Origin of the sequence: Pseudomonas sp. B6(2017), from assembly GCF_002112765.1 — a bacterium.
Taxonomy (GTDB): domain Bacteria; phylum Pseudomonadota; class Gammaproteobacteria; order Pseudomonadales; family Pseudomonadaceae; genus Aquipseudomonas; species Aquipseudomonas piscis.
Genome location: NZ_NEIQ01000003.1, coordinates 104,300 through 123,082, shown reverse-complemented (window position 1 = coordinate 123,082; position 18,783 = coordinate 104,300). Strand labels below are relative to the sequence as shown.

Genomic DNA, 18,783 nt, shown 5'->3' with positions numbered 1-18,783 from the left:
GATGATTTGCACATGGACGTACGCAAGCCTTTTGCCCAATGCATTGCCTTGTCGCTGTCGGGGATCCTGTTCCTCAACCCGATCATCAGCGTCGCCGCCGACCTGGCCCTGGATCCGGCGGCCGGTGGCAACGCGACCATCGGGGCGGCGGGTAACGGCGTGCCCATCGTCAACATCAACGGGGCCAATGGCAGCGGTTTGTCCCATAACAAGTTCAGCGAATACAACGTCGGCAGTAACGGCCTGATCCTCAACAACGCCACTGGCTCGACCCAGAGCACCCAATTGGGTGGCTACATCCTCGGCAACCCCAACCTCAAGGGACAGGCGGCGCAGGTCATCCTCAACGAAGTCACCGGCAGCAACCGCAGCAAGCTGGCCGGTTACACCGAAGTGGCCGGCCAGGCCGCCCGGGTCATCGTCGCCAACCCCCATGGCATCACCTGCAACGGTTGCGGCTTCATCAACACCCCCAGGGCGACCCTGACTACCGGCAAGCCGGTTATCGAAGGCCAGCAGCTCGACCGGTTCCAGGTCGAAGGTGGTGACATCAGCATCGAGGGCGCCGGGCTCAATGCCAGCAACATCGACCAGTTCGACCTGATCACCCGCAGCACCAAGCTCAATGCCAACCTCTACGCCAAGAAGCTCAACGTCATCACCGGGCGCAACGATGTCAAGGCCGACGACCTGAGCGTCACGGCCCGCGACGGCGAGGCCGAGGCCAAGCCGGAGCTGGCCATCGACAGCTCGGCGCTGGGCGGGATGTATGCCGGGGCCATCCGCCTGGTGGGCACGGAACGGGGCGTGGGGGTGAACATGTCCGGGGACATGGCCGCCAGCACCGGCGATATCCAGATCGACGCCAATGGCAGGGTCACGGTAGCGGGTATCAGCGCCAACCAGGCCATCGTCGTGAAGGCCCGGGACATCGATCTCAAAGGCAAGGCCTATGCCGGTACCGAGGCGACCCTGCAGGCCAGCGAGCAGGTCCAGGTGCGCACCAGCCTGGCGGCCCGTGACCGGGTCCAGGTGATAGACGCCGCGCAGGTGGTCAACCACGGCATCATCGAGGCCGGGGTCAATGCCGACAACAGCCGCAACGACCACGGCGAGGTCAAGCTGGTCGCCGGCAACCTGGAGAACCGTGGCGATGTCCTGGCCAGTCGCAATCTCGAACTCAGGGCGCGCCAGGCCCTGAACAACCAGGGCGGGGTGATCCAGGGGCCCAAGATACAGGTCAACGCCGCACGAGTTCTCAACCAGGGCGAGCAGGCACGGCTGTTGGCCCAGAGTGAGTTGGTGCTCAATACTCCGGCCATTGCCAACCTGGGCGGCCTGATCCGCTTCGGCGACCGGCAAGCCGTGGACCTGGCGCTCGATAGCTTGAACAACAATGGCGGGCGCCTGGAGGTGGCCGCCGCGGGGTTGACCGTCAAGGCCCGCGAGGTGAGCAACCAGAAGGGCTCGGTGATCGCCGACAGGCTGCACATCACCGCCGATCGGCTGGATAACCAACAGGGCCTGATCGGCGCCAACCAGGACGCAGCGACCTTCGTCGTCGCCGAGCAGCTCAACAACAATGCCGGCCGGCTCCAGGCCCAGACCCTGCTCAAGACTTCCGGCGGCGAAGTGCTCAACCAGGGTGGCAAGCTGCTCGCCGACCAGGTCACGGTGACCGGCAAGCGCCTGGACAACAGCCATGACGGCCTGGTCAGCGCCGAGCAGGGCGCTTTGCACCTGGAGCTCGAGCAGGACCTGCTCAACGTCAGCGGCAAGCTCCAGGCCACGTCGCGGCTGGACCTCAAGGCCGACAGCGTCGACAACCACAACGGGACCCTGCACGGCCCGCAACTGATCCTCGACAGTGCCGGCAAGCTCGACAACCAGGGCGGCACCGTGGATGCCGGCAAGCTGGAGTTGCGGGTCGCCGATATCGACAACCAGGGCGGCCTGCTGCAAGGCAAGGAGCAGCTGCTGCTGGTGGCCAGGGACTTGGCGAACGACCAGGGCCAGGTCATCGGCAACGCGGTGGATGCCACCCTCGACAGCCTCAGCCAGAACCAGGGCGGGGTGGTGAGCGCCGAGGCTGGCAAGCTGACGCTGACCGTCACCCAGCACCTGAACAACGCCCTGGGCCATCTGCAGGCCAAGCATGGCGACGTGCAGCTCAAGACGGGCGGGTTGGCCAACCGGGGTGGCGTGGTGGTGGGCAACCAGGTGCAAGTCAGCAGCCATGGCGTGCTGGATAACCGTGGCGGGCAGTTGGTGGGGGATCGCCTGGCCATTGGCGCCCAGCGCCTGGACAACCGCGAAGTCGGCCTGCTGGCGGCGGGCAGCGATGGCCTGAAACTGACCCTGGAGGCCGACGGCGCGACCCCAGGCCAACTGTTCAACAGCCAGGGCCGCCTGCAAAGCGACGGCCATCTGCAACTGAGCGGTGGCCAGTTGAACAACGCCGGCGGGGTGCTGTTGGGTAACAGCGTCGGGATTGACGCCGCAGGCCTGGACAACAGCGCCGAGGGCGCGGTGGTGGCCAAGGCCGGTGCCGTGGAGCTGGACCTGAACAATGGCGTACTGGACAACCGCGGCGGCACCATCGATGCCGCCGAGCAGAAGCTGCGCGCCAGCCAGTTGGCGCTGCTGGACAACCAGGGCGGTACGCTCAAGGGCAAGCGCCTCGAGGTCCAGGGCACGACCCTGGACAACCGCCAGGGGCAACTGCAGGCCGGCGCCGATGGCTTGAGCCTGGTGGGTGACAGCCTGAAGAACAGCCAGGGCCTGGTCCTGGCCAAGGACGGCCATGGCGAGATCGCCCTGGGCCAGGGCACCCTCGACAACCAGGGTGGCACCGTACAGGGCGCATCCCTGGGCGTGACTGCCGGAGTCTTGGACAACAGCGCCCTGGACGGCAAGGGCGGTCTGGTCAGCAGCCAGGCCGGCACCCTCAAGCTGGTGGTGGACCGCCTGACCAACCAGGCGGGCAAGCTCTACGCCAATGGCCTGCTCAAAAGCACCGGGCAGGTTATCGACAACCGCCTGGGCGGCCAGATCAGTGCCCAGCAGCTGGACCTGAATGCTGCGGCCAACCTCTACAACCAGGGTGGCCTGATGGAGTCGGCCGGTTCCCTGCTACTGCTGGGCGGCAACCTCGACAACAGCGCCGGCGGTCGCGTCCGGGCCCTGGCTGGCGAGCAGAGCCGGATCACCCTGGGCGGCGTCCTGAACAACCAGGGCGGCAGCCTCGCCCTGGGTTCCAGCGCCCTGGCACTGAGTGCCGGGCAATTGAGCAACCTCGGTGGTGGTGTCGAACATGCTGGTACCGGCCTGTTCAAGCTCGACCTGGGTGCGCTATCCGGCGCCCAGGGGCGCATCACCGGCCTGGGCCATGGAGACTGGGATATCGGTGCCGTGGATCGTAGTGGGCTGATGCAGCTCAACGGTGCGCTGGACCTGAGCACCGGCGGCGACCTCACGCTCAACGCCGGCGACCGCATCGCCAGCGCCAGCGGCCTGCGCCTGGGCGCCGCGACTCTGAACAACGCTGGCGAACTGGCCAGCGATGGCTACCTGACCCTGGACCTGGGCGGCAACCTGAACAACAGCGGCCTGTTGTCGGCCCGGAGCAAGCTGACCGTAGGGGCTGGCGACCTGAACCAGAATGGCGGGCGCATCGCCAGTGGCGGCGATACCGAGCTGAACCTGCGTGGCACCCTGGACAACCTCGGCCGGCTGATCGCCAGCCAGAACCTCTACACCTCGGCGGCGCAGATCAACAACCGTGGCACCCTCGGCGCCCTGGGCCAGGTGCAACTGCGCTCCGGCAATGGCATCGGCAACAGCGCCGATAGCCTGATCTACAGCGGTGCCGACATGCTTCTGCGGGGCAACAGCCTGAACAACAGCTACGGCGACATCTACAGTGTCGGCAACCTCGGTTTCGCTGCCCTCGACGGTGGCCGCGCCAGCTTGTTGAGCAACCGTTCCGGGACCATCGAGAGCGAAGGTGACATGCACCTCAACATGGTGACCCTGGAGAACGCCATGGACTGGTACAAGACCCGCCAGAGCATGGCCAAGCGCTCCATCGAGGTGAATTGCACCGACTGTTCCGGCGGTCACCACACCGGTACGTTCATCGTCAACACCACCTACCAGGACGTCATGGGCGACCATGCGGCGGCCGCGCGCCTGGTGTCCAACCGTGACCTGACCATCACCGCCGACACCGTGCAGAACCAGCAGAGCCTGATCGCCGCCAACCGCAATGTCTCGCTCACGGCCAACAACTTCTATAACCGTGGCCTGACCCTGGACGAGCGGATCGAAAGCAACACCTACTACTTGCTGGGCGTGAAGAAAGGTGTGTTTCGCGCCACCTTGCGAGCTGTCGATGCGTGGAATGCCAGCAACCGGAACCGTGCTCCGGACCAGCAGGATCCGCTGCCGAGCCAGTTGACCCGCTACCCGCAGCTTGCGCCCCATACCGTGGTTCGCCCGGGTACCCAGACTGCGTACGCCGCTACCCTGCAGGCCGGACAACGCCTGGACCTGAACGTCAGCGGCAACCTGGAAAATGGTGTATTGAGCCAGCAGGCCCGGGCTCAACTCACCGGCCAGACACTGCAGAACAGCCTGTCCCAGGTAGGCGGCCAGGTGATCACGGTCAACGCGCAGAGCTCCGCCGCCGCCAACCAGGTGGCCAAGGACGTGCAGCGAGTCGAGCGGGTCGCCGCCGATGGCACGACCCAGGTCACTTTCGTTCCGGTGGACTTCGCCGGCGTACCTTTTGCCGCCGTGGACCCGACATCGCTTTCCAGCTTCCGCGTGCCCCAGGGTGAATACGGCCTGTTCGTCAAGAGCCAGAACCCGCAAGGCCGCTACTTGATCGAGACCAACCCGACCTTTACCGACCTCTCGCGCTTCATGAGCTCGGACTACATGCTCGGCCACTTGAACTACAACGACGACAAGACCTGGCGCCGCCTGGGCGACGGGCTCTATGAGACCCGGATGATCCGTGATGCGGTGCTGGCCCAGACCGGGCAACGCTTCCTGGCCGCCGGATTGACCAGCGACTACGACCAGTATCGCTACCTGATGGACAACGCCATCGCTTCCAGGGACCAGCTCAAGCTCAGTGTCGGTGTGTCCCTGACTCCGGCGCAGGTGGCTTCGCTGACCCACGACATCGTGTGGATGGAAACCCGCGAAGTGCAGGGCGAGAACGTGCTGGTGCCGGTGCTGTACCTGGCCCAGGCGGACAGTCGCAACCTGCGCGGCGCCAGCCTGGTACAGGGGCGCGACATGCACCTGATCGCCGGGGGCGACCTGAGCAACGTCGGTACCTTGCGCGCCAGCAACGACCTGAACGTGAACGCCGGGGGCAGCCTCTACCAGGGCGGCCTGATCGAAGCCAACGAGCGCGTCAGCCTGATGGCCCAGGACAGCGTGCGCAACGCCCTGGCCGGAGAGATCCGCGGCAACCAGGTCAGCGTCAGCGCCATCAAGGGCGACATCCTCAACGACCGTACGGCGGTAGCGGTGGGCTATGGCTCCGGCAGCCGGACCATCCTCGACCAGGGCAGCCAGATCAGCGCCCGGCAGAAGCTCGACCTCAGCGCCGGCCGCGACCTCACCAACAAGGGCCATATCGCCAGCGCCGGCGATGCCAAGCTCAGTGCCGGGCGCGACATCGACCTGCTGGCGGTGCAGGACCATACCTTCACCCAGAGCGCCATCCGCCGTGGCCTGGTGACCAAGGATACGGTGCAGACCCTGGGCTCCAGCGTGAGTGCTGGCGGCAACCTGCAACTCGATGCCGGACGCGATCTGGCAGTGGTGGCGAGCAAGGTCGATGCCGGCCATGACCTGTCGCTCAATGCCAAGCGCGACATGGTCATAGCTTCGGCCCAGGACGAGCAGTCCTCGACGTTCCAGCAGAAGAAAAAGGGCTCCTGGGGCAAGAGCAAGACCACGCGCAGTGCCGACTCCTCGACTACCAATGTGGCCTCGCAAATCAGTGCCGGGCACGACCTGATGGTCAACGTCAGCCAGGATAAGGACGGACGCATCAGCCTCAACGGCGGGCATGACGTCACAGTGGTCGGCAGCCAGCTCAAGGCCGGCAACGACCTGTTGGTTGGCGCCACCCACGATGTCAGCCTGGTTTCGGCCCAGGAGCACCAGGAAAGCTCCTACAGCCAGAAGAAGAAAGGCAGCTTCGGTTTGAGCAAGAGCGGCAATAGCCGCAACTCCAGCAGCACCACCCAGGTGGGCAGCGAGCTCAGCGCCGGCAACGATGCGGTGATCATCGCCGGGACCAACGTCAACCTCTCGGCCAGCTCCGTGGAGGCCAAGCGCGATGCCGAGGTGCGGGCCGGGCTGGTGGACAAGAACGGCGACATCAACCTGATGGACGCGGCCAACACCTCCAGCAGCCAGAGCGAGAAGTACAAGAGCAAGGTGGGCCTTTCCACCTCTGGAGGCTTGGTCTCCATTGCCTCGTCGAAGAAGTCGGGGCAGGAACAGCAGCAGAGCCAGAGTGTCGGCAGCCTGGTCAGTGCCGGGCGCGACACTACCCTGCAGGCGGCCCGGGACGTGAACATGATCGGCAGCAGCGCGGCCGCCGAACGTAACCTCAACGTCGGCGCGGGGCGCGACATCAATGTCCTGGCCGGCAGCAACAGTCAGGACCAGAGCCACTGGAAGTCCGAGAAACACACGGGCGTGAGCCTGCAGAGCGATCGCAATGGCGTCACTGCATTCCTGGGCAATGAGGCCCTCAAGAAAAAATCCCGTGATGCCCAGGAAACCGTGGCGCCGAGCCAGTTGCTGGCCGGACAGGATGCGACCATCAAGGCTGGTCGCGACTTGACCATGGAAGGTTCGCGGGTGGATGCCAAGCGTGATCTCAACCTGCAAGCCGGGCATGACATCAACATCGACGCCGGCAAGGAAACCTTCATCGAGGAACACAGCAAAAGCCGTGAGCGCAATGGCCTGACGGTCAATGTCAGCCATAACTTCGGCAATACCATGGACGCCCTCAAGGGCACCGGCAAAGGCCAGGACAACGTAAGCAAGGCGTCCAGCGTGCTGAGCACCGTGGACGCGATCAACCAGTTCACCTCGGGTCCCACCACGGCTACCCACTTTGGCTCGTCCAGCCAGTCCAGCAGCTCGCGGCAGGAGACCCACGGCAATAGCCCGAGCAGCCTGGGTGCCGGGCGCGATATCAGTGCGGTGGCCGGCAACGACATCAGCATCCGCGGCGGGCACTTCGATGCCGGGCGCGACATCACCCTGGCCGGACGTGATATCACCGTCGATGTGGCCCGTGGTTCGGTGGCTGAAGAGCGCAAGAACAGCCGAAGCCAGACCGGTATCAACGGTCAGAGTGGCGGCGGTAGCGCTCGCGCCGGGATCGGTGGCAGCCATGGCACGGCGAGCGAGCAAATGAGCCAGGGCACCAGCACGCCATCGGTGCTCCTGGCTGGGCGCGACGTCAGCCTCGAGGCCAAGGACAACCTGACCCTGGTGGGCACCCAGGTGCAGTCGGGACGCGACATCGACCTCAGTGCCGGCAAGGACTTGACCATTCGCGCGGCGCAGAACGACTCCAGCGCCGAGTCCAAGCGGCGCAGCGGTGGTGGCGAGGTGGGCCTGGCCCTGGGCGGCAAGGACTTCATCTCGGTCTATGCCAGCGTCGACATGGGCAAGGGCAAGCTGGAGCGCGAGGGCCAGGCCCAGCAGAACGCCAACCTGGTGGCCGGCGACCAACTGCGCTTCAGTAGCGGCAAGGACACTACTATCGCCGGTGCCACCCTGCGTGGTGGCGAAGTCATTGGCCGGGTCGGTGGCGACCTGACGGTCTCCTCGGTGCCGGACACCGGCAAGGTCAGCGGCAAGGAAATGGATGCCAGCGTCACCGTGAGCATCGGCCTGGGCGGCGGTGGCAGCGTCAGCGGCTCCCTGGGCCTGGGCAAGACCACCGGCAAGACCAACTGGGTGCAGGAGCAGACCAGCATCACCGGCAAGAACGGCGTGGATATCCGTACCGAGAACCACACCCAGCTCGACGGCTCGGTGGTTTCCGCCGACAACGGCAAGCTCAAGCTGGACACCGGCACCCTGGGCTTTCGCGATATCGCAGGGCAAGACAAGGAGCACAGCTACTACCTGAATGCCGGTGGCACCTTCGGCTGGGGCGCTGGCGACGGGGCCAAGGCCACCGGCGGCAAGGACGTGGCCTTCACCACCGACAAGAGCCAGGAAGGCCGGGGCAAGACCGGCAGTTCCGGCTGGAGCGTCAGCGGCTACGACTACCGCAAGGACCGCGAGCAGGAGGTACGCGCCACCGTGGGCGCCGGCAGCATCGTGGTGCGCAACGATGCCAAGACCGGCTTGGACTCCACCAGTGGCCTGAATCGCGACCTGTCCCGGGCCTACGAAATCACCCGTGACAAGGAGAAGCGTACCGACCTGTATGTCTCGCAATCATCCCTGGATTCGGTGAGCCATCCGTTGCAGACCCTGAATCAATGGAAGGAGGGGATGAAGAACTATGGCAAGAATGCCTCCGATGCCTTCACCCAGTACGGCAACCTGACCGCCGCGGCGGACAAGGCCGTGGCCGATAACCCGTCGTTGCTGCCGCTGGCCTGGGTGCCAGGGTTGTTGGAGACCGTGCTCGACAAGGCCGGTAAATATACCGGTGGTGTCATGCCTGGCGTGGAGAACCACGGCGGCCTGATCACCCAGGTCCCGACCCTGATCACCGGTGACATGCGTTTCTACCAGGTCCAGAGCCAGTACCAGTACGAGGCCGATGGCAAGACCATCAAGATCGATGCCGATGGCAAACCGATGATCACCCAGGTTCCGAACCTGATGGAGATCGAGCGACCTGCCGGCGATGGCGCGATCTTCACCAACGGCATCCAGAACTCATTGCTGGCGGCGCTGGTCAACGGCTCGATGCAGACCGGATCGGACACCTTCACCCAGGCCTACAACCCGGAGCACGGCTTGCTCGGGGACTTGGTCGAGTCGTTGTGGGACGTAGCTCTGGGAGGCACGGTGCGCTCCGGCACTGCCCAGCAGTTGCACGACTTCTTCCAGGCCGGTGTCGATGACAAGTTCAAGCTCGACATTACCGGCCACAGCCAAGGGGGGCTGTTGACCTACCGGGCCATTTCGGGAGTGGACTTCAATCTCAATGGCAAGGTCGGCAGCATCCAGCTTTCCGGAGCTCCGGTCGCCTCGGCGGACTTCTTCCAGGCAGCCAAGGATGCCGGTTTCAACATCGAGGATGGAGCTTTCTTCCAGGTGAACCGGCCTAATTCGAAGACCTTCTTCGGGATGTTGCCGGTTACCGATACGGTTTCGGACTTCCTGGGTTTCAACGCTGCGCACTCCTCCGAGCCTGTGGCCCGGTTCTTCGGCTCCTTGGCCACCAGTACCCAGTTGTTCCAGGCCTCCAGTCCCCACTCGAACTACCTGTGCGTGTCCAAGGCCTTGTGTGGCGACAAGCCCAATGCCTTGCAGGACCAGTTCAAGGGCAACTCGCGCTACATTACGCCGACGTTGATCGACGCCAACGGCAACCATGGGCGCATCCCGGATCCTGCGAACAAGACCAACAACCTATGAGTTTGAACAAAATACTGGGGGCCTGCTTGTCGATGCTGCTGTTGAGTGGTTGCGGCAAGCCGTCCCTGGTCTACGAGAACCAGCGCCTCGATTCGCGGATGTTGTGTACCGAAGGGGCGAAGCGCGTCACCCTGACCCAGCGTTACTCCTTCGATCTGCCGGAGCCTTTGCGGCATGCGGAGTGTGGAACGCTCAGTAGCGGTTTTACTTACCGCAAAGGCGATGATGCGCTGTCCGTCGGGACCTCGGGCACATTCGTCTATGGGAATGTCCAGGTCACGGCGGGGTCGCTTTACATGGGAGTCGACAGCTTCCTAAGTGGCAAGGGTGATGGCCTGCTGTATCCCAAGGATGTGTTCGCCAAGGCCAAGCTGGCCGCGCTGGCGTTACCGGGGAGCGGGTTCAAGCCCAACCAGGTGGACTGGGTCACCCGCGGGGGATATCAGTGCCTGCGATTCTACGATTCGTGGAAGGGCCAGGCGGTAGGGCTGCAAGAGGATGAGGTCAAGTACTGGTGCTGGGAGGGCGAGAGTGGTCTCAAGCAACCGTTCTATGTGCATGCCGGGCAGCGCATGCCTCTGGGCGCCAAGGGCTACGATCTGGACCAAACCTTTATCCTGCCATTTTTCCACAGCTTGAAGATCAATCCCTTGCCGGAGTCGGTGCTGGCAGCATCGCAACGCAAGTTGCAGGAGATCTGCGCTCATGCGAAGTCTCGCTACGACCAAGGACTGCCCTGGGGCAGCGATTATCCGGATAAACGCCTGACCCTCACCGAGTTGCATTACTGCGGCTACGACGTGCCCTTGCCTGATCTCAAGGCACCGACGCCATCTGACGACATAAGGAAATGAACATGCATAAGTACTTGATGATCACCGGGTTGCTCCTGGTAATGGGTGGTTGTGCTTCGCAACCGGCGCCAAAGAGCCAGGAAGCGGTGCTGGCCGAAGTAGCGGGCCTGATGTCGCGGCAGGGCCAGGCCACCGACCAGCCGCCTTCGTTACTGGTTACCCGGATCAACAGCCACGGCCTGCTGGCCGATCGTGTGACGATCGCGGCGGGAGGCGGGCAGGATCGTATGAATGTGCGTGAGCTGTTCGCCCAGGCTGCTGCCAGCGGCGGCGCCCGGGTGGTGATCTTCGGGGCCAGCCCGGCCCTGGACCAGGCTATCGTCGGTGGGGCGCTGAGCGAGCAGCGTTTTCCCGGCGTCTGGCTGCTCTTCGTCGGTGAGCCAGAGCAGTCCCGGCAGATGCAGGCCAGCGCCGAAGCGGCGGGCCTCAGGTACTCGTTCATCAGCCGCTACCAATGACCCTCCGGACGTCTTCCACGGCTGGCTGAACCTCGGCTGTCACAGTCCGCAGGTAGGCTGCGAGCAGGCTCCCGCAGGGCGCCCGGCACTATTCCTGCGGGGTGAAGGCTGGCAGACTGCGGGTCTTTTCCCGCTGTCTGTCTTGAGGCTGTATGCCAACGTTTTCACAGCGTCACCTGTTGTTCATCAGTTGGATCATCATCTTTGGCGGCCTGCTGCTGGCCCTGCCGCTGCGCTTGCTGCCCAGCCTGCTGGCGGGCTTGTTGGTGTTCGAACTGGTGAACATGCTCACCCCGCAACTGCAGCGCCTGATCGAGGGCCGGCGCGCGCGCTGGCTGGCGGTGGCCCTGCTCGGCACCCTGGTGGTCAGCCTGCTGACCCTGCTGTTCGCCGGGGCCATCAGTTTCCTGTTGCATGAAGCGGAGAACCCCGGCGCCTCGCTGGGCAAGTTCATGCTGGTGGTGGACAAGGCCCGGGGCCAGCTGCCGCCGTTCCTCGACTCCTACCTGCCGGCCAGCGCTGCCGAGTTCCAGGCGGCCATCGGCGCCTGGGCCAGCAAGCACCTGAGCGAGCTGCAACTGGTGGGCAAGGACGCGGCGCACATGTTCGTGACGCTACTGATCGGCATGGTGCTGGGGGCGATCATCGCCTTGCAGCGCATTCCCGACCTGACCAAGCGCAAGCCCCTGGCGGCGGCCCTGTTCGACCGCCTGCACCTGCTGGTCCAGGCGTTTCGCAACATCGTCTTCGCGCAGATCAAGATTTCCCTGCTCAACACCTTCTTCACCGGGATCTTCCTGGCCCTGGTGCTGCCGATGTTCGGGGTCAAGCTGCCGCTGACCAAGACCCTGATCGTCCTGACCTTCCTGCTGGGGCTGCTGCCGGTGATCGGCAACCTGATCTCCAACACCCTGATCACCATCGTCGGCCTGTCATTGTCGATCTGGGTGGCGGTGGCGGCCCTGGGCTACCTGATCGTGATCCACAAGCTGGAATACTTCCTCAATGCACGGATCGTCGGTGGGCAGATCAGCGCCAAGTCCTGGGAGCTGCTGCTGGCGATGCTGGTGTTCGAAGCGGCGTTCGGCCTGCCGGGGGTGGTGGCAGGACCGATCTACTACGCCTACCTGAAAAGCGAATTGAAGCAGGCGGGCCTGGTTTAGGACGGCAGCCGCAAGCCGCAAGCTTCAAGCTAAAGCCGATCCGCTGCTGCTTTTACTTGTGGCTTGCCGCTTGAAGCTTGCCGCTGTTTTTATCCGTAGCGCTTCTTGGCCTCGATGGCCAGGCCGCTGCCGATGCTGCCGAAGATGTTGCCTTCCACGTGCCGGGCATTGGGCAGCATTGCCGCCACGCTCTGGCGCAGGGCTGGAATGCCGCTGGAACCACCGGTGAAGAACACCGTGTCGACCTGGCCCACGCTGACATTGGCATCGCCGAGCAGTTGGGTGACGCTGGCGCGGATGCGCTCCAGCAGGTTGTCGATGGACGACTCGAACAGGGCCCGGGTGAGGTCGACGCTCAGGTCGCGCTCGATGCGGTCCAGGGGCACCAGGCGTTGGTCGGCGTGGGTCAGCTGGATCTTGGTTTCTTCCACTTCCATGGCCAGCCAGTGGCCGGCACGTTGCTCGATCAGCTTGAACAGCCGGTCGATGCCGCCAGTGTCCTCGATGTCGTAGCGCATGCTGCCCAGGGCCAGCTGGGACTTCTGCGAATACACCGAGTTGATGGTGTGCCAGGTCGCCAGGTTCATGTGGTGGCTGGTGGGCATGTAGGCGCCGCTTTTCATCCGGCTGCCATAACCGAACAACGGCATCACCCCGGCCAGGGACAGTTGCTTGTCGAAGTCGGTACCACCCACATGCACGCCGCCGGTGGCGAGGATGTCGTCGTGGCGGTTGTCGACGCCACGGCGCTCGGGGGACAGGCGCACCAGGGAGAAGTCCGAGGTACCACCGCCGATGTCGACGATCAGCACCAGCTCCTCGCGCTCGATGCTGGACTCGTAGTCGAAGGCCGCGGCAATGGGTTCGTACTGGAAGGACACGTCCTTGAAGCCGACCTTGCGCGCCACTTCCACCAGGGTGTCTTCGGCTTCCTGGTCGGCGGCGGCATCGTCATCGACGAAGAACACCGGGCGACCAAGCACCACTTCGGTGAATTCCCGACCGGCGGTGGCTTCGGCGCGGCTCTTGAGCTGGCCGATGAACAGTCCCAGGAGATCCTTGAACGGCATGGCCGTGCCCAGCACGCTGGTGTCGTGCTTGATCAGCTTGGAGCCCAGCAGGCTTTTCAGCGAGCGCATCAGGCGGCCTTCGTAGCCTTCCAGGTACTCGTGCAGGGCCAGGCGGCCATAGACCGGACGACGCTCCTCGATATTGAAGAACACCACCGACGGCAGGGTGATCTTGTCGTCCTCCAGGGCGATCAACGTCTCCTGCCCGGGGCGCAGCCAGCCGACGGTGGAGTTGGAGGTGCCGAAGTCGATGCCGCAGCCGCGGGCCGGGGAGGCGTTGTTCATGTCTTTCCAGTTCCGGTCAAAAAAACGGCCGCGCAGCGTACGCCAGTCGCCCGCCGTTGCAAAGGCCGGATATCTGCTAATTCGTCACTGGCTTCGTCTTGAAAGACTATCCTTGACCCCCAAACTTGCAGGCATGAGCCTGGTAGCCACAAGAGATCGCAAGATCCGCCGGCGGCTGCCGATAAACTTCTGATGCGCCGTTCAGTCAGAGAATCGAGACGGGTCGATTCTCATGCTGCCAGACCGGTCCAGCTGTGCTGCACGCCGCGCGACTTCGATAACGGATGGTGATTCCCTCGATGGACTTCAAAGACTATTACAAGATTCTCGGCGTGGAGCCGACAGCGGACGACAAGGCGATCAAGGCCGCCTATCGCAAGCTGGCGCGCAAGTACCACCCCGACGTCAGTAAGGAAAAGGATGCCGAGGCCAAGTTCAAGGACGCCTCGGAAGCCTACGAGGCGCTCAAGAGCGCCGACAAGCGCGCCGAGTACGACGACCTGCGCAAGTACGGCCAGCATGGCCAGCCGTTCCAGGGGCCGCCGGGCTGGCAGAGCCGTGGCGGCTTCGGCGGCGGTGGTGGTGGGGATTTCTCGGACTTCTTCAGTTCGATCTTTGGTAACCGGGGGCCAGGATTCGGCGGCCCGGAACAGCGTCGCAGCAGCGGCCGTCGCGGACAGGATGTGGAAATGGAACTGCCGATCTTTCTCGAGGAAACCCTGTCGACCGAGTCCAAGAAGATCAGTTTCCAGGTGCCGCAATACAATGCGTCCGGCCAGCATGTGAGCAACACCAGCAAGAGCCTGAACGTGAAGATCCCGGCCGGGGTCACCGATGGCGAGCGTATCCGCCTCAAGGGCCAGGGTGCTCCGGGCGTCGGTGGCGGGGCCAATGGCGACCTGTACCTGACCATTCGTTTCGCGCCCCATCCGAAGTTCGATGTCGAGGGCGAGAACCTGATCATCACCCTGCCGCTGGCACCCTGGGAGCTGGCGCTGGGTACCGAGGTCGCGGTGCCGACCCTGACCGGCAAGATCAACCTCAAGGTGCCTGCCGGCAGCCAGAACGGCCAGCGCATGCGTGCCAAGGGCCACGGCCTGCTGAACAAGGCCGGCCAGCGCGGCTACCTGTTCGTGCAGCTCAAGGCGGTGATGCCCAAGCACACCAGCGACGAGGCCAGGGCCTTGTGGCAGGAGCTGGCGAAGAAGGCGGCGTTCGACCCACGGGAACAATTCTGATTCGACACTAGGAGGCGCTGATCATGAGCACCCTGATCGTTCAGCTGGACATGGAAGAATTCTGTGAAGTGGCCGACCTGTCGGCGGCCTACGTGATCGAAATCGTCGAGCACGGCATCCTCGAACCTCAGGGCCGCGCGCCCAAGGAGTGGCGATTCAACGATCATGAATTGTCCCTGGCCAAGCGCGCGGCGAAGTTGCACCGCGAACTGGACCTGGAATGGGAAGGCGTCGCCCTGGCGCTGGACCTGCTCGAAGAGGTGCAGCAACTGCGCGCCGAAAACCGCATGCTCAGGCAACGCCTGGGTCGCCTGCTGGTGGATTGACCGGTCCCACGGCTGTATCTGCCGAATGTTGTAGCCGCTGCCGGGCGCCAGCGAAGCGGCGACCCAGGACGCAGTCCTCGTCGATTCGGCGCAATTGCGGGCGCTGCGTACAGTTCCGATCCTCGTGAATCCTCCTTTGCGACCGCTGCGCGCCCGTGCGCAGCCTCGCTGCGCTCGACAGCGGCAACAGCGGCTAGAACAGGAAGTAGCGCTGGGCCATGGGCAGTACATCCGCCGGTTCGCACCACAGCAGCACGCCATCGGCCTTGACCTGGTAGGTCTGTGGGTCGACCTCGATCTGCGGCAGGTAGTCGTTGTGGATCAGGTCGCCCTTGCGCACGCTGCGACAGCCCTTGGCCACGGCGATGCGCTTCTTCAAGCCCAATTGCTCCGGCACCCCGGCATCCAGCGCCGCCTGGCTGATGAAGGTCAGGCTGGTGGCATGGCGGCTGCCGGCGAAGCTGGCGAACATCGGCCGGTAGTGCACCGGCTGGGGAGTCGGGATCGACGCGTTGGCATCGCCCATCAGGCTCGCGGCGATGGCCCCGCCCTTGAGGATCAGGCTCGGCTTGACCCCGAAGAACGCCGGGCGCCAGAGCACCAGGTCGGCCCACTTGCCCACTTCGATGGAACCCACCTCATGGCTGATGCCGTGGGTGATGGCCGGGTTGATGGTGTACTTGGCGATGTAGCGCTTGACCCGGAAATTGCTGTTGCCCGGCCCGTCGCCCGGCAATGGCCCGCGCTGACGCAGCATCTTGTCGGCGGTCTGCCAGGTGCGGGTCACCACCTCGCCGACCCGGCCCATGGCCTGGCTGTCGGAGCTGATCATCGAGAATGCCCCCAGGTCGTGGAGGATGTCCTCGGCGGCGATGGTTTCCCGGCGGATGCGGCTTTCGGCGAAGGCCACGTCCTCGGCGATGCTCGGGTCCAGGTGATGGCAGACCATGAGCATGTCCAGGTGTTCGTCGATGGTGTTGCGGGTGAAGGGCCGCGTCGGGTTGGTGGAGCTGGGCAGCACGTTGGAAAAACCGCAGGCCTTGATGATATCCGGCGCATGGCCGCCACCGGCGCCTTCGGTGTGGTAGGTGTGGATGGTGCGGCCCTTGAAGGCACCGAGGGTGGTCTCGACGAAGCCCGACTCGTTCAGGGTGTCGGTGTGGATCGCCACCTGCACGTCGTATTCGTCGGCCACGCTCAGGCAGTTGTCGATGCTGGCCGGGGTGCTGCCCCAGTCTTCGTGCAACTTGAGGCCGATGGCCCCGGCCCGTACTTGCTCCACCAGCGGCCCCGGCAGGCTGGCGTTGCCCTTGCCGGTGAAGCCGATGTTCATGGGGAAGGCGTCGGCGGCCTGGAGCATGCGCGCCATGTGCCAGGGCCCCGGGGTGCAAGTGGTGGCGTTGGTCCCGGTGGCAGGTCCCGTGCCGCCGCCGATCATGGTGGTGACGCCGCTCATTAGCGCCTCTTCGATCTGCTGTGGGCAGATGAAGTGGATATGGGTGTCGACACCGCCAGCGGTGAGCAACATGCCTTCGCCGGCGATCACCTCGGTGCTGGCGCCGATGGCGATGGTCACGTCGGGCTGGATATCCGGGTTGCCGGCCTTGCCGATGGCGGCGATACGCCCGTCCTTCAAGCCGACGTCGGCCTTGACGATGCCCCAGTGATCGATGATCAGGGCATTGGTGATCAGGGTGTCCACCACCTCGGCCGCCAGCAGCTGGCCCTGGCCCATGCCGTCGCGGATCACCTTGCCACCGCCGAACTTCACCTCTTCACCGTAGGTGGTGAAGTCCTTCTCTACCTCGATCCACAGCTCGGTATCGGCCAGTCGGACCTTGTCGCCCACCGTGGGGCCGAACATGTCGGCATAAGCCTCGCGGGAAATGCGCATTTCCTCGTTCCTCGGAACAGAGCTGCAAGCCATGAGCTGCAAGCTACAAGTAAAAGAAAGCCGCCCAGAGCCACCGCACTGCTCTTTCTTGCAGCTTGTGGCTCGCAGCTTGAAGCTGATCTTTTAAAGATCGCCCATGATTCGTCCCGCGAACCCGTAAATTCGCCGCAACCCAGCCAGATCGACAAGCTCGACTTCCCGGGTCTGTCCCGGTTCGAAGCGCACCGCGGTGCCGGCGGCGATGTTCAGGCGCATGCCGCGGCTGGCGGCACGGTCGAAGACCAGGGCGTCGTTGGTTTCGAAGAAGTGATAGTGGGAGCCGACCTGGATCGGCCGGTCGCCGCTGTTGGCCACATTCAGGACCAGGGTGCGGCGCCCGGCGTTGAGTTCGATGTCGCCGGGCAGGATCTGGTATTGGCCAGGGATCACTGGGGTTGCTCCAGGGTCTTGTAGTAGATGGCGGTCGGGCTGTGGCGGCCGTCCGGGCCCTGGCAGTAATTGGGTAGCTCGCCCACCCGGGTATAACCCAGGGCACGGTAGAACTCCTCGGCGGGCGAGCCGGCCTCGGTGTCCAGGTACAGCAAGCCACGCTTGAGATGGCGCGCGGCCTGCTCCAGGACGTTCATCAATTGCTGGCCCAGGCCCCGGCGCCGGGCACTGTGCAGGACCTGGAGCTTCTGCACCTCGGCGCGGTTACGCCCGTTGGCCTTCATGCACAGCGCCAGTTGCACGCTGGCCAGGACCTTTTCCTCATCGACCACCACCCACAGCAGCAGGCTGCCGTTCTCGACACCAGCCTGCACGTCGGCGACATAGGCCTGGGCCTGGCTGTCGTCGAGGTCGGCCATGAAACCGATGGACGCGCCATGGCGGACCGAGTCGAACAGCAGTTCGATCAAGCCCTGGCGGTAGTGGGCAAAGCTTTCTCCATGGACCCGTCGCAGTTGGCCGGCGTTCATCGAAGTGTCACTCCTTGTAAGGGGCGGGTGGTTGTGCCCCGGGGTTGAGGATCAGTTGCATGAAGGTCAGGTCCAGCCAGCGTCCGAACTTGGTGCCCACCTGGGGCATCTGTCCGGTGGTGATGAAGCCCAGGCGTTCATGCAGGCGGATCGAGGCGCCATTGCCGCTTTCGATGGCGGCCACCACCACGTGCTTGTGGCAGGCGCGGGCGCGTTCGAGCAGCACCTCCATCAACTTTGGGCCCAGGCCGTTGCCGCGCTGGTCGCTGCGCACGTAGACCGAATGCTCGACGCTGTGGCGAAACCCATCGAAGGGCCGCCAGTCACCGAACGAAGCGTAGCCCAGTACCTGCCCTGCGCTGTCGACCACCACCAGCACCGGATAACCCTGGGCCTGGCGGGCGCTGAACCAGGCCTGGCGGTTATCCAGGTCCACTGGGGTCTCGTTCCAGATCGCGGTGGTATTGAGCACGGCGTCGTTGTAGATATCGCGGATCGCCGGCAAGTCGGCGCGCACCGCGTCACGGATCTGATACGTCATGGGCGCTCCTCAGGCGATGGGCTGGTGGACGGTGACCAGCTTGGTCCCATCGACGAAGGTGGCTTCTACCTGGACCTCCGGAATCATTTCCGCAATACCCTCCATCACCTGCTCGCGGCTGAGCAGGGTGGTGCCGTAGTGCATCAGCTCGGCCACGCTCTGGCCATCACGGGCGCCTTCGAGCAGAGCCGCGCAGAGGTAGGCCATGGCCTCCGGGTAGTTCAGCTTGAGGCCACGGGCCAGGCGTCGTTCGGCTACCAGGCCGGCGGTGAAGATCAGCAGCTTGTCTTTTTCGCGTGGGGTCAGGTCCATCGTGGTCGGTCCGTGGTCGGGCAGTTGAA

Annotated in this window: 12 protein-coding genes; 6 read left to right on the top strand and 6 right to left on the bottom strand. The window is 64.4% G+C overall.

The window, feature by feature from the left end; genetic code table 11:
- Positions 1-12: 12 nt before the first annotated feature.
- The 4 genes from CAG11_RS06150 (at position 13) to CAG11_RS06135 (ending at position 12,129) form a co-directional block, all read left to right on the top strand.
- Complete coding sequence (locus tag CAG11_RS06150) at positions 13-9,654, top strand: hemagglutinin repeat-containing protein (protein WP_085595444.1); 9,642 nt, start codon at positions 13-15, stop codon at positions 9,652-9,654.
- A 32-nt stretch (positions 9,655-9,686) separates the two neighbouring features.
- Complete coding sequence (locus CAG11_RS06145) at positions 9,687-10,508, top strand: hypothetical protein (RefSeq protein ID WP_085595770.1); 822 nt, start codon at positions 9,687-9,689, stop codon at positions 10,506-10,508.
- Between the two features lie 2 nt (positions 10,509-10,510).
- Positions 10,511-10,966 (top strand): hypothetical protein, encoded by a 456-nt coding sequence (locus CAG11_RS06140; RefSeq protein ID WP_085595442.1) that lies wholly within the window; start codon positions 10,511-10,513, stop codon positions 10,964-10,966.
- Between the two features lie 152 nt (positions 10,967-11,118).
- Positions 11,119-12,129 (top strand): AI-2E family transporter, encoded by a 1,011-nt coding sequence (locus CAG11_RS06135; protein WP_031320782.1) that lies wholly within the window; start codon positions 11,119-11,121, stop codon positions 12,127-12,129.
- An 89-nt stretch (positions 12,130-12,218) separates the two neighbouring features.
- On the opposite strand, the gene CAG11_RS06130 is transcribed toward CAG11_RS06135, so the two are convergent.
- Positions 12,219-13,484: an Hsp70 family protein gene (locus CAG11_RS06130; RefSeq protein ID WP_085595440.1), complete on the bottom strand. Its 1,266-nt coding sequence runs from the start codon at positions 13,482-13,484 to the stop codon at positions 12,219-12,221.
- Between the two features lie 299 nt (positions 13,485-13,783).
- On the opposite strand from CAG11_RS06130, the gene CAG11_RS06125 reads away from it, so the two are divergent.
- Both CAG11_RS06125 and CAG11_RS06120 read left to right on the top strand, forming a co-directional pair.
- Entirely contained in the window at positions 13,784-14,722 is a 939-nt protein-coding gene (locus CAG11_RS06125) for a DnaJ C-terminal domain-containing protein (protein ID WP_022642020.1), read from the top strand.
- A gap of 20 nt (positions 14,723-14,742) precedes the next feature.
- On the top strand, positions 14,743-15,048 hold the full coding sequence (locus CAG11_RS06120) for a chaperone modulator CbpM (protein ID WP_031320783.1): 306 nt from the start codon (positions 14,743-14,745) through the stop codon (positions 15,046-15,048).
- A gap of 193 nt (positions 15,049-15,241) precedes the next feature.
- Here the strand turns inward: CAG11_RS06120 and ureC are convergent, their stop codons facing one another.
- From ureC to CAG11_RS06095, 5 genes are all read right to left on the bottom strand, one after another.
- A complete protein-coding gene (gene ureC, locus CAG11_RS06115; RefSeq protein WP_085595438.1) occupies positions 15,242-16,942 on the bottom strand; it encodes an urease subunit alpha in 1,701 nt (566 codons plus the stop codon).
- Between the two features lie 123 nt (positions 16,943-17,065).
- Positions 17,066-17,371, bottom strand: a complete 306-nt coding sequence (locus CAG11_RS06110; protein WP_085595436.1) for an urease subunit beta — start codon at positions 17,369-17,371, stop codon at positions 17,066-17,068.
- Positions 17,368-17,901 carry an N-acetyltransferase gene (locus CAG11_RS06105; RefSeq protein WP_085595434.1) on the bottom strand — a complete coding sequence of 178 codons (534 nt, stop codon included), beginning with the start codon at positions 17,899-17,901 and terminating at the stop codon, positions 17,368-17,370. The genes CAG11_RS06110 and CAG11_RS06105 overlap by 4 nt, the downstream gene beginning before the upstream one ends.
- 7 nt (positions 17,902-17,908) lie before the next feature.
- Entirely contained in the window at positions 17,909-18,442 is a 534-nt protein-coding gene (locus CAG11_RS06100) for a GNAT family N-acetyltransferase (RefSeq protein ID WP_085595432.1), read from the bottom strand.
- Positions 18,443-18,451: 9 nt separating this feature from the next.
- Positions 18,452-18,754 (bottom strand): urease subunit gamma, encoded by a 303-nt coding sequence (locus CAG11_RS06095; protein ID WP_022642026.1) that lies wholly within the window; start codon positions 18,752-18,754, stop codon positions 18,452-18,454.
- Positions 18,755-18,783 lie beyond the last annotated feature (29 nt).

Coding starts and splice junctions, on each gene's coding strand:
- CAG11_RS06100 (WP_085595432.1), bottom strand. CDS start 18,442: ATGACGTATCAGATCCGTGACGCGGTGCGCGCCGACTTGCCGGCGATC.
- CAG11_RS06140 (WP_085595442.1), top strand. CDS start 10,511: ATGCATAAGTACTTGATGATCACCGGGTTGCTCCTGGTAATGGGTGGT.
- ureC (WP_085595438.1), bottom strand. CDS start 16,942: ATGCGCATTTCCCGCGAGGCTTATGCCGACATGTTCGGCCCCACGGTG.
- CAG11_RS06105 (WP_085595434.1), bottom strand. CDS start 17,901: ATGAACGCCGGCCAACTGCGACGGGTCCATGGAGAAAGCTTTGCCCAC.
- CAG11_RS06125 (WP_022642020.1), top strand. CDS start 13,784: ATGGACTTCAAAGACTATTACAAGATTCTCGGCGTGGAGCCGACAGCG.
- CAG11_RS06145 (WP_085595770.1), top strand. CDS start 9,687: ATGCTGCTGTTGAGTGGTTGCGGCAAGCCGTCCCTGGTCTACGAGAAC.
- CAG11_RS06150 (WP_085595444.1), top strand. CDS start 13: ATGGACGTACGCAAGCCTTTTGCCCAATGCATTGCCTTGTCGCTGTCG.
- CAG11_RS06095 (WP_022642026.1), bottom strand. CDS start 18,754: ATGGACCTGACCCCACGCGAAAAAGACAAGCTGCTGATCTTCACCGCC.
- CAG11_RS06130 (WP_085595440.1), bottom strand. CDS start 13,484: ATGAACAACGCCTCCCCGGCCCGCGGCTGCGGCATCGACTTCGGCACC.
- CAG11_RS06135 (WP_031320782.1), top strand. CDS start 11,119: ATGCCAACGTTTTCACAGCGTCACCTGTTGTTCATCAGTTGGATCATC.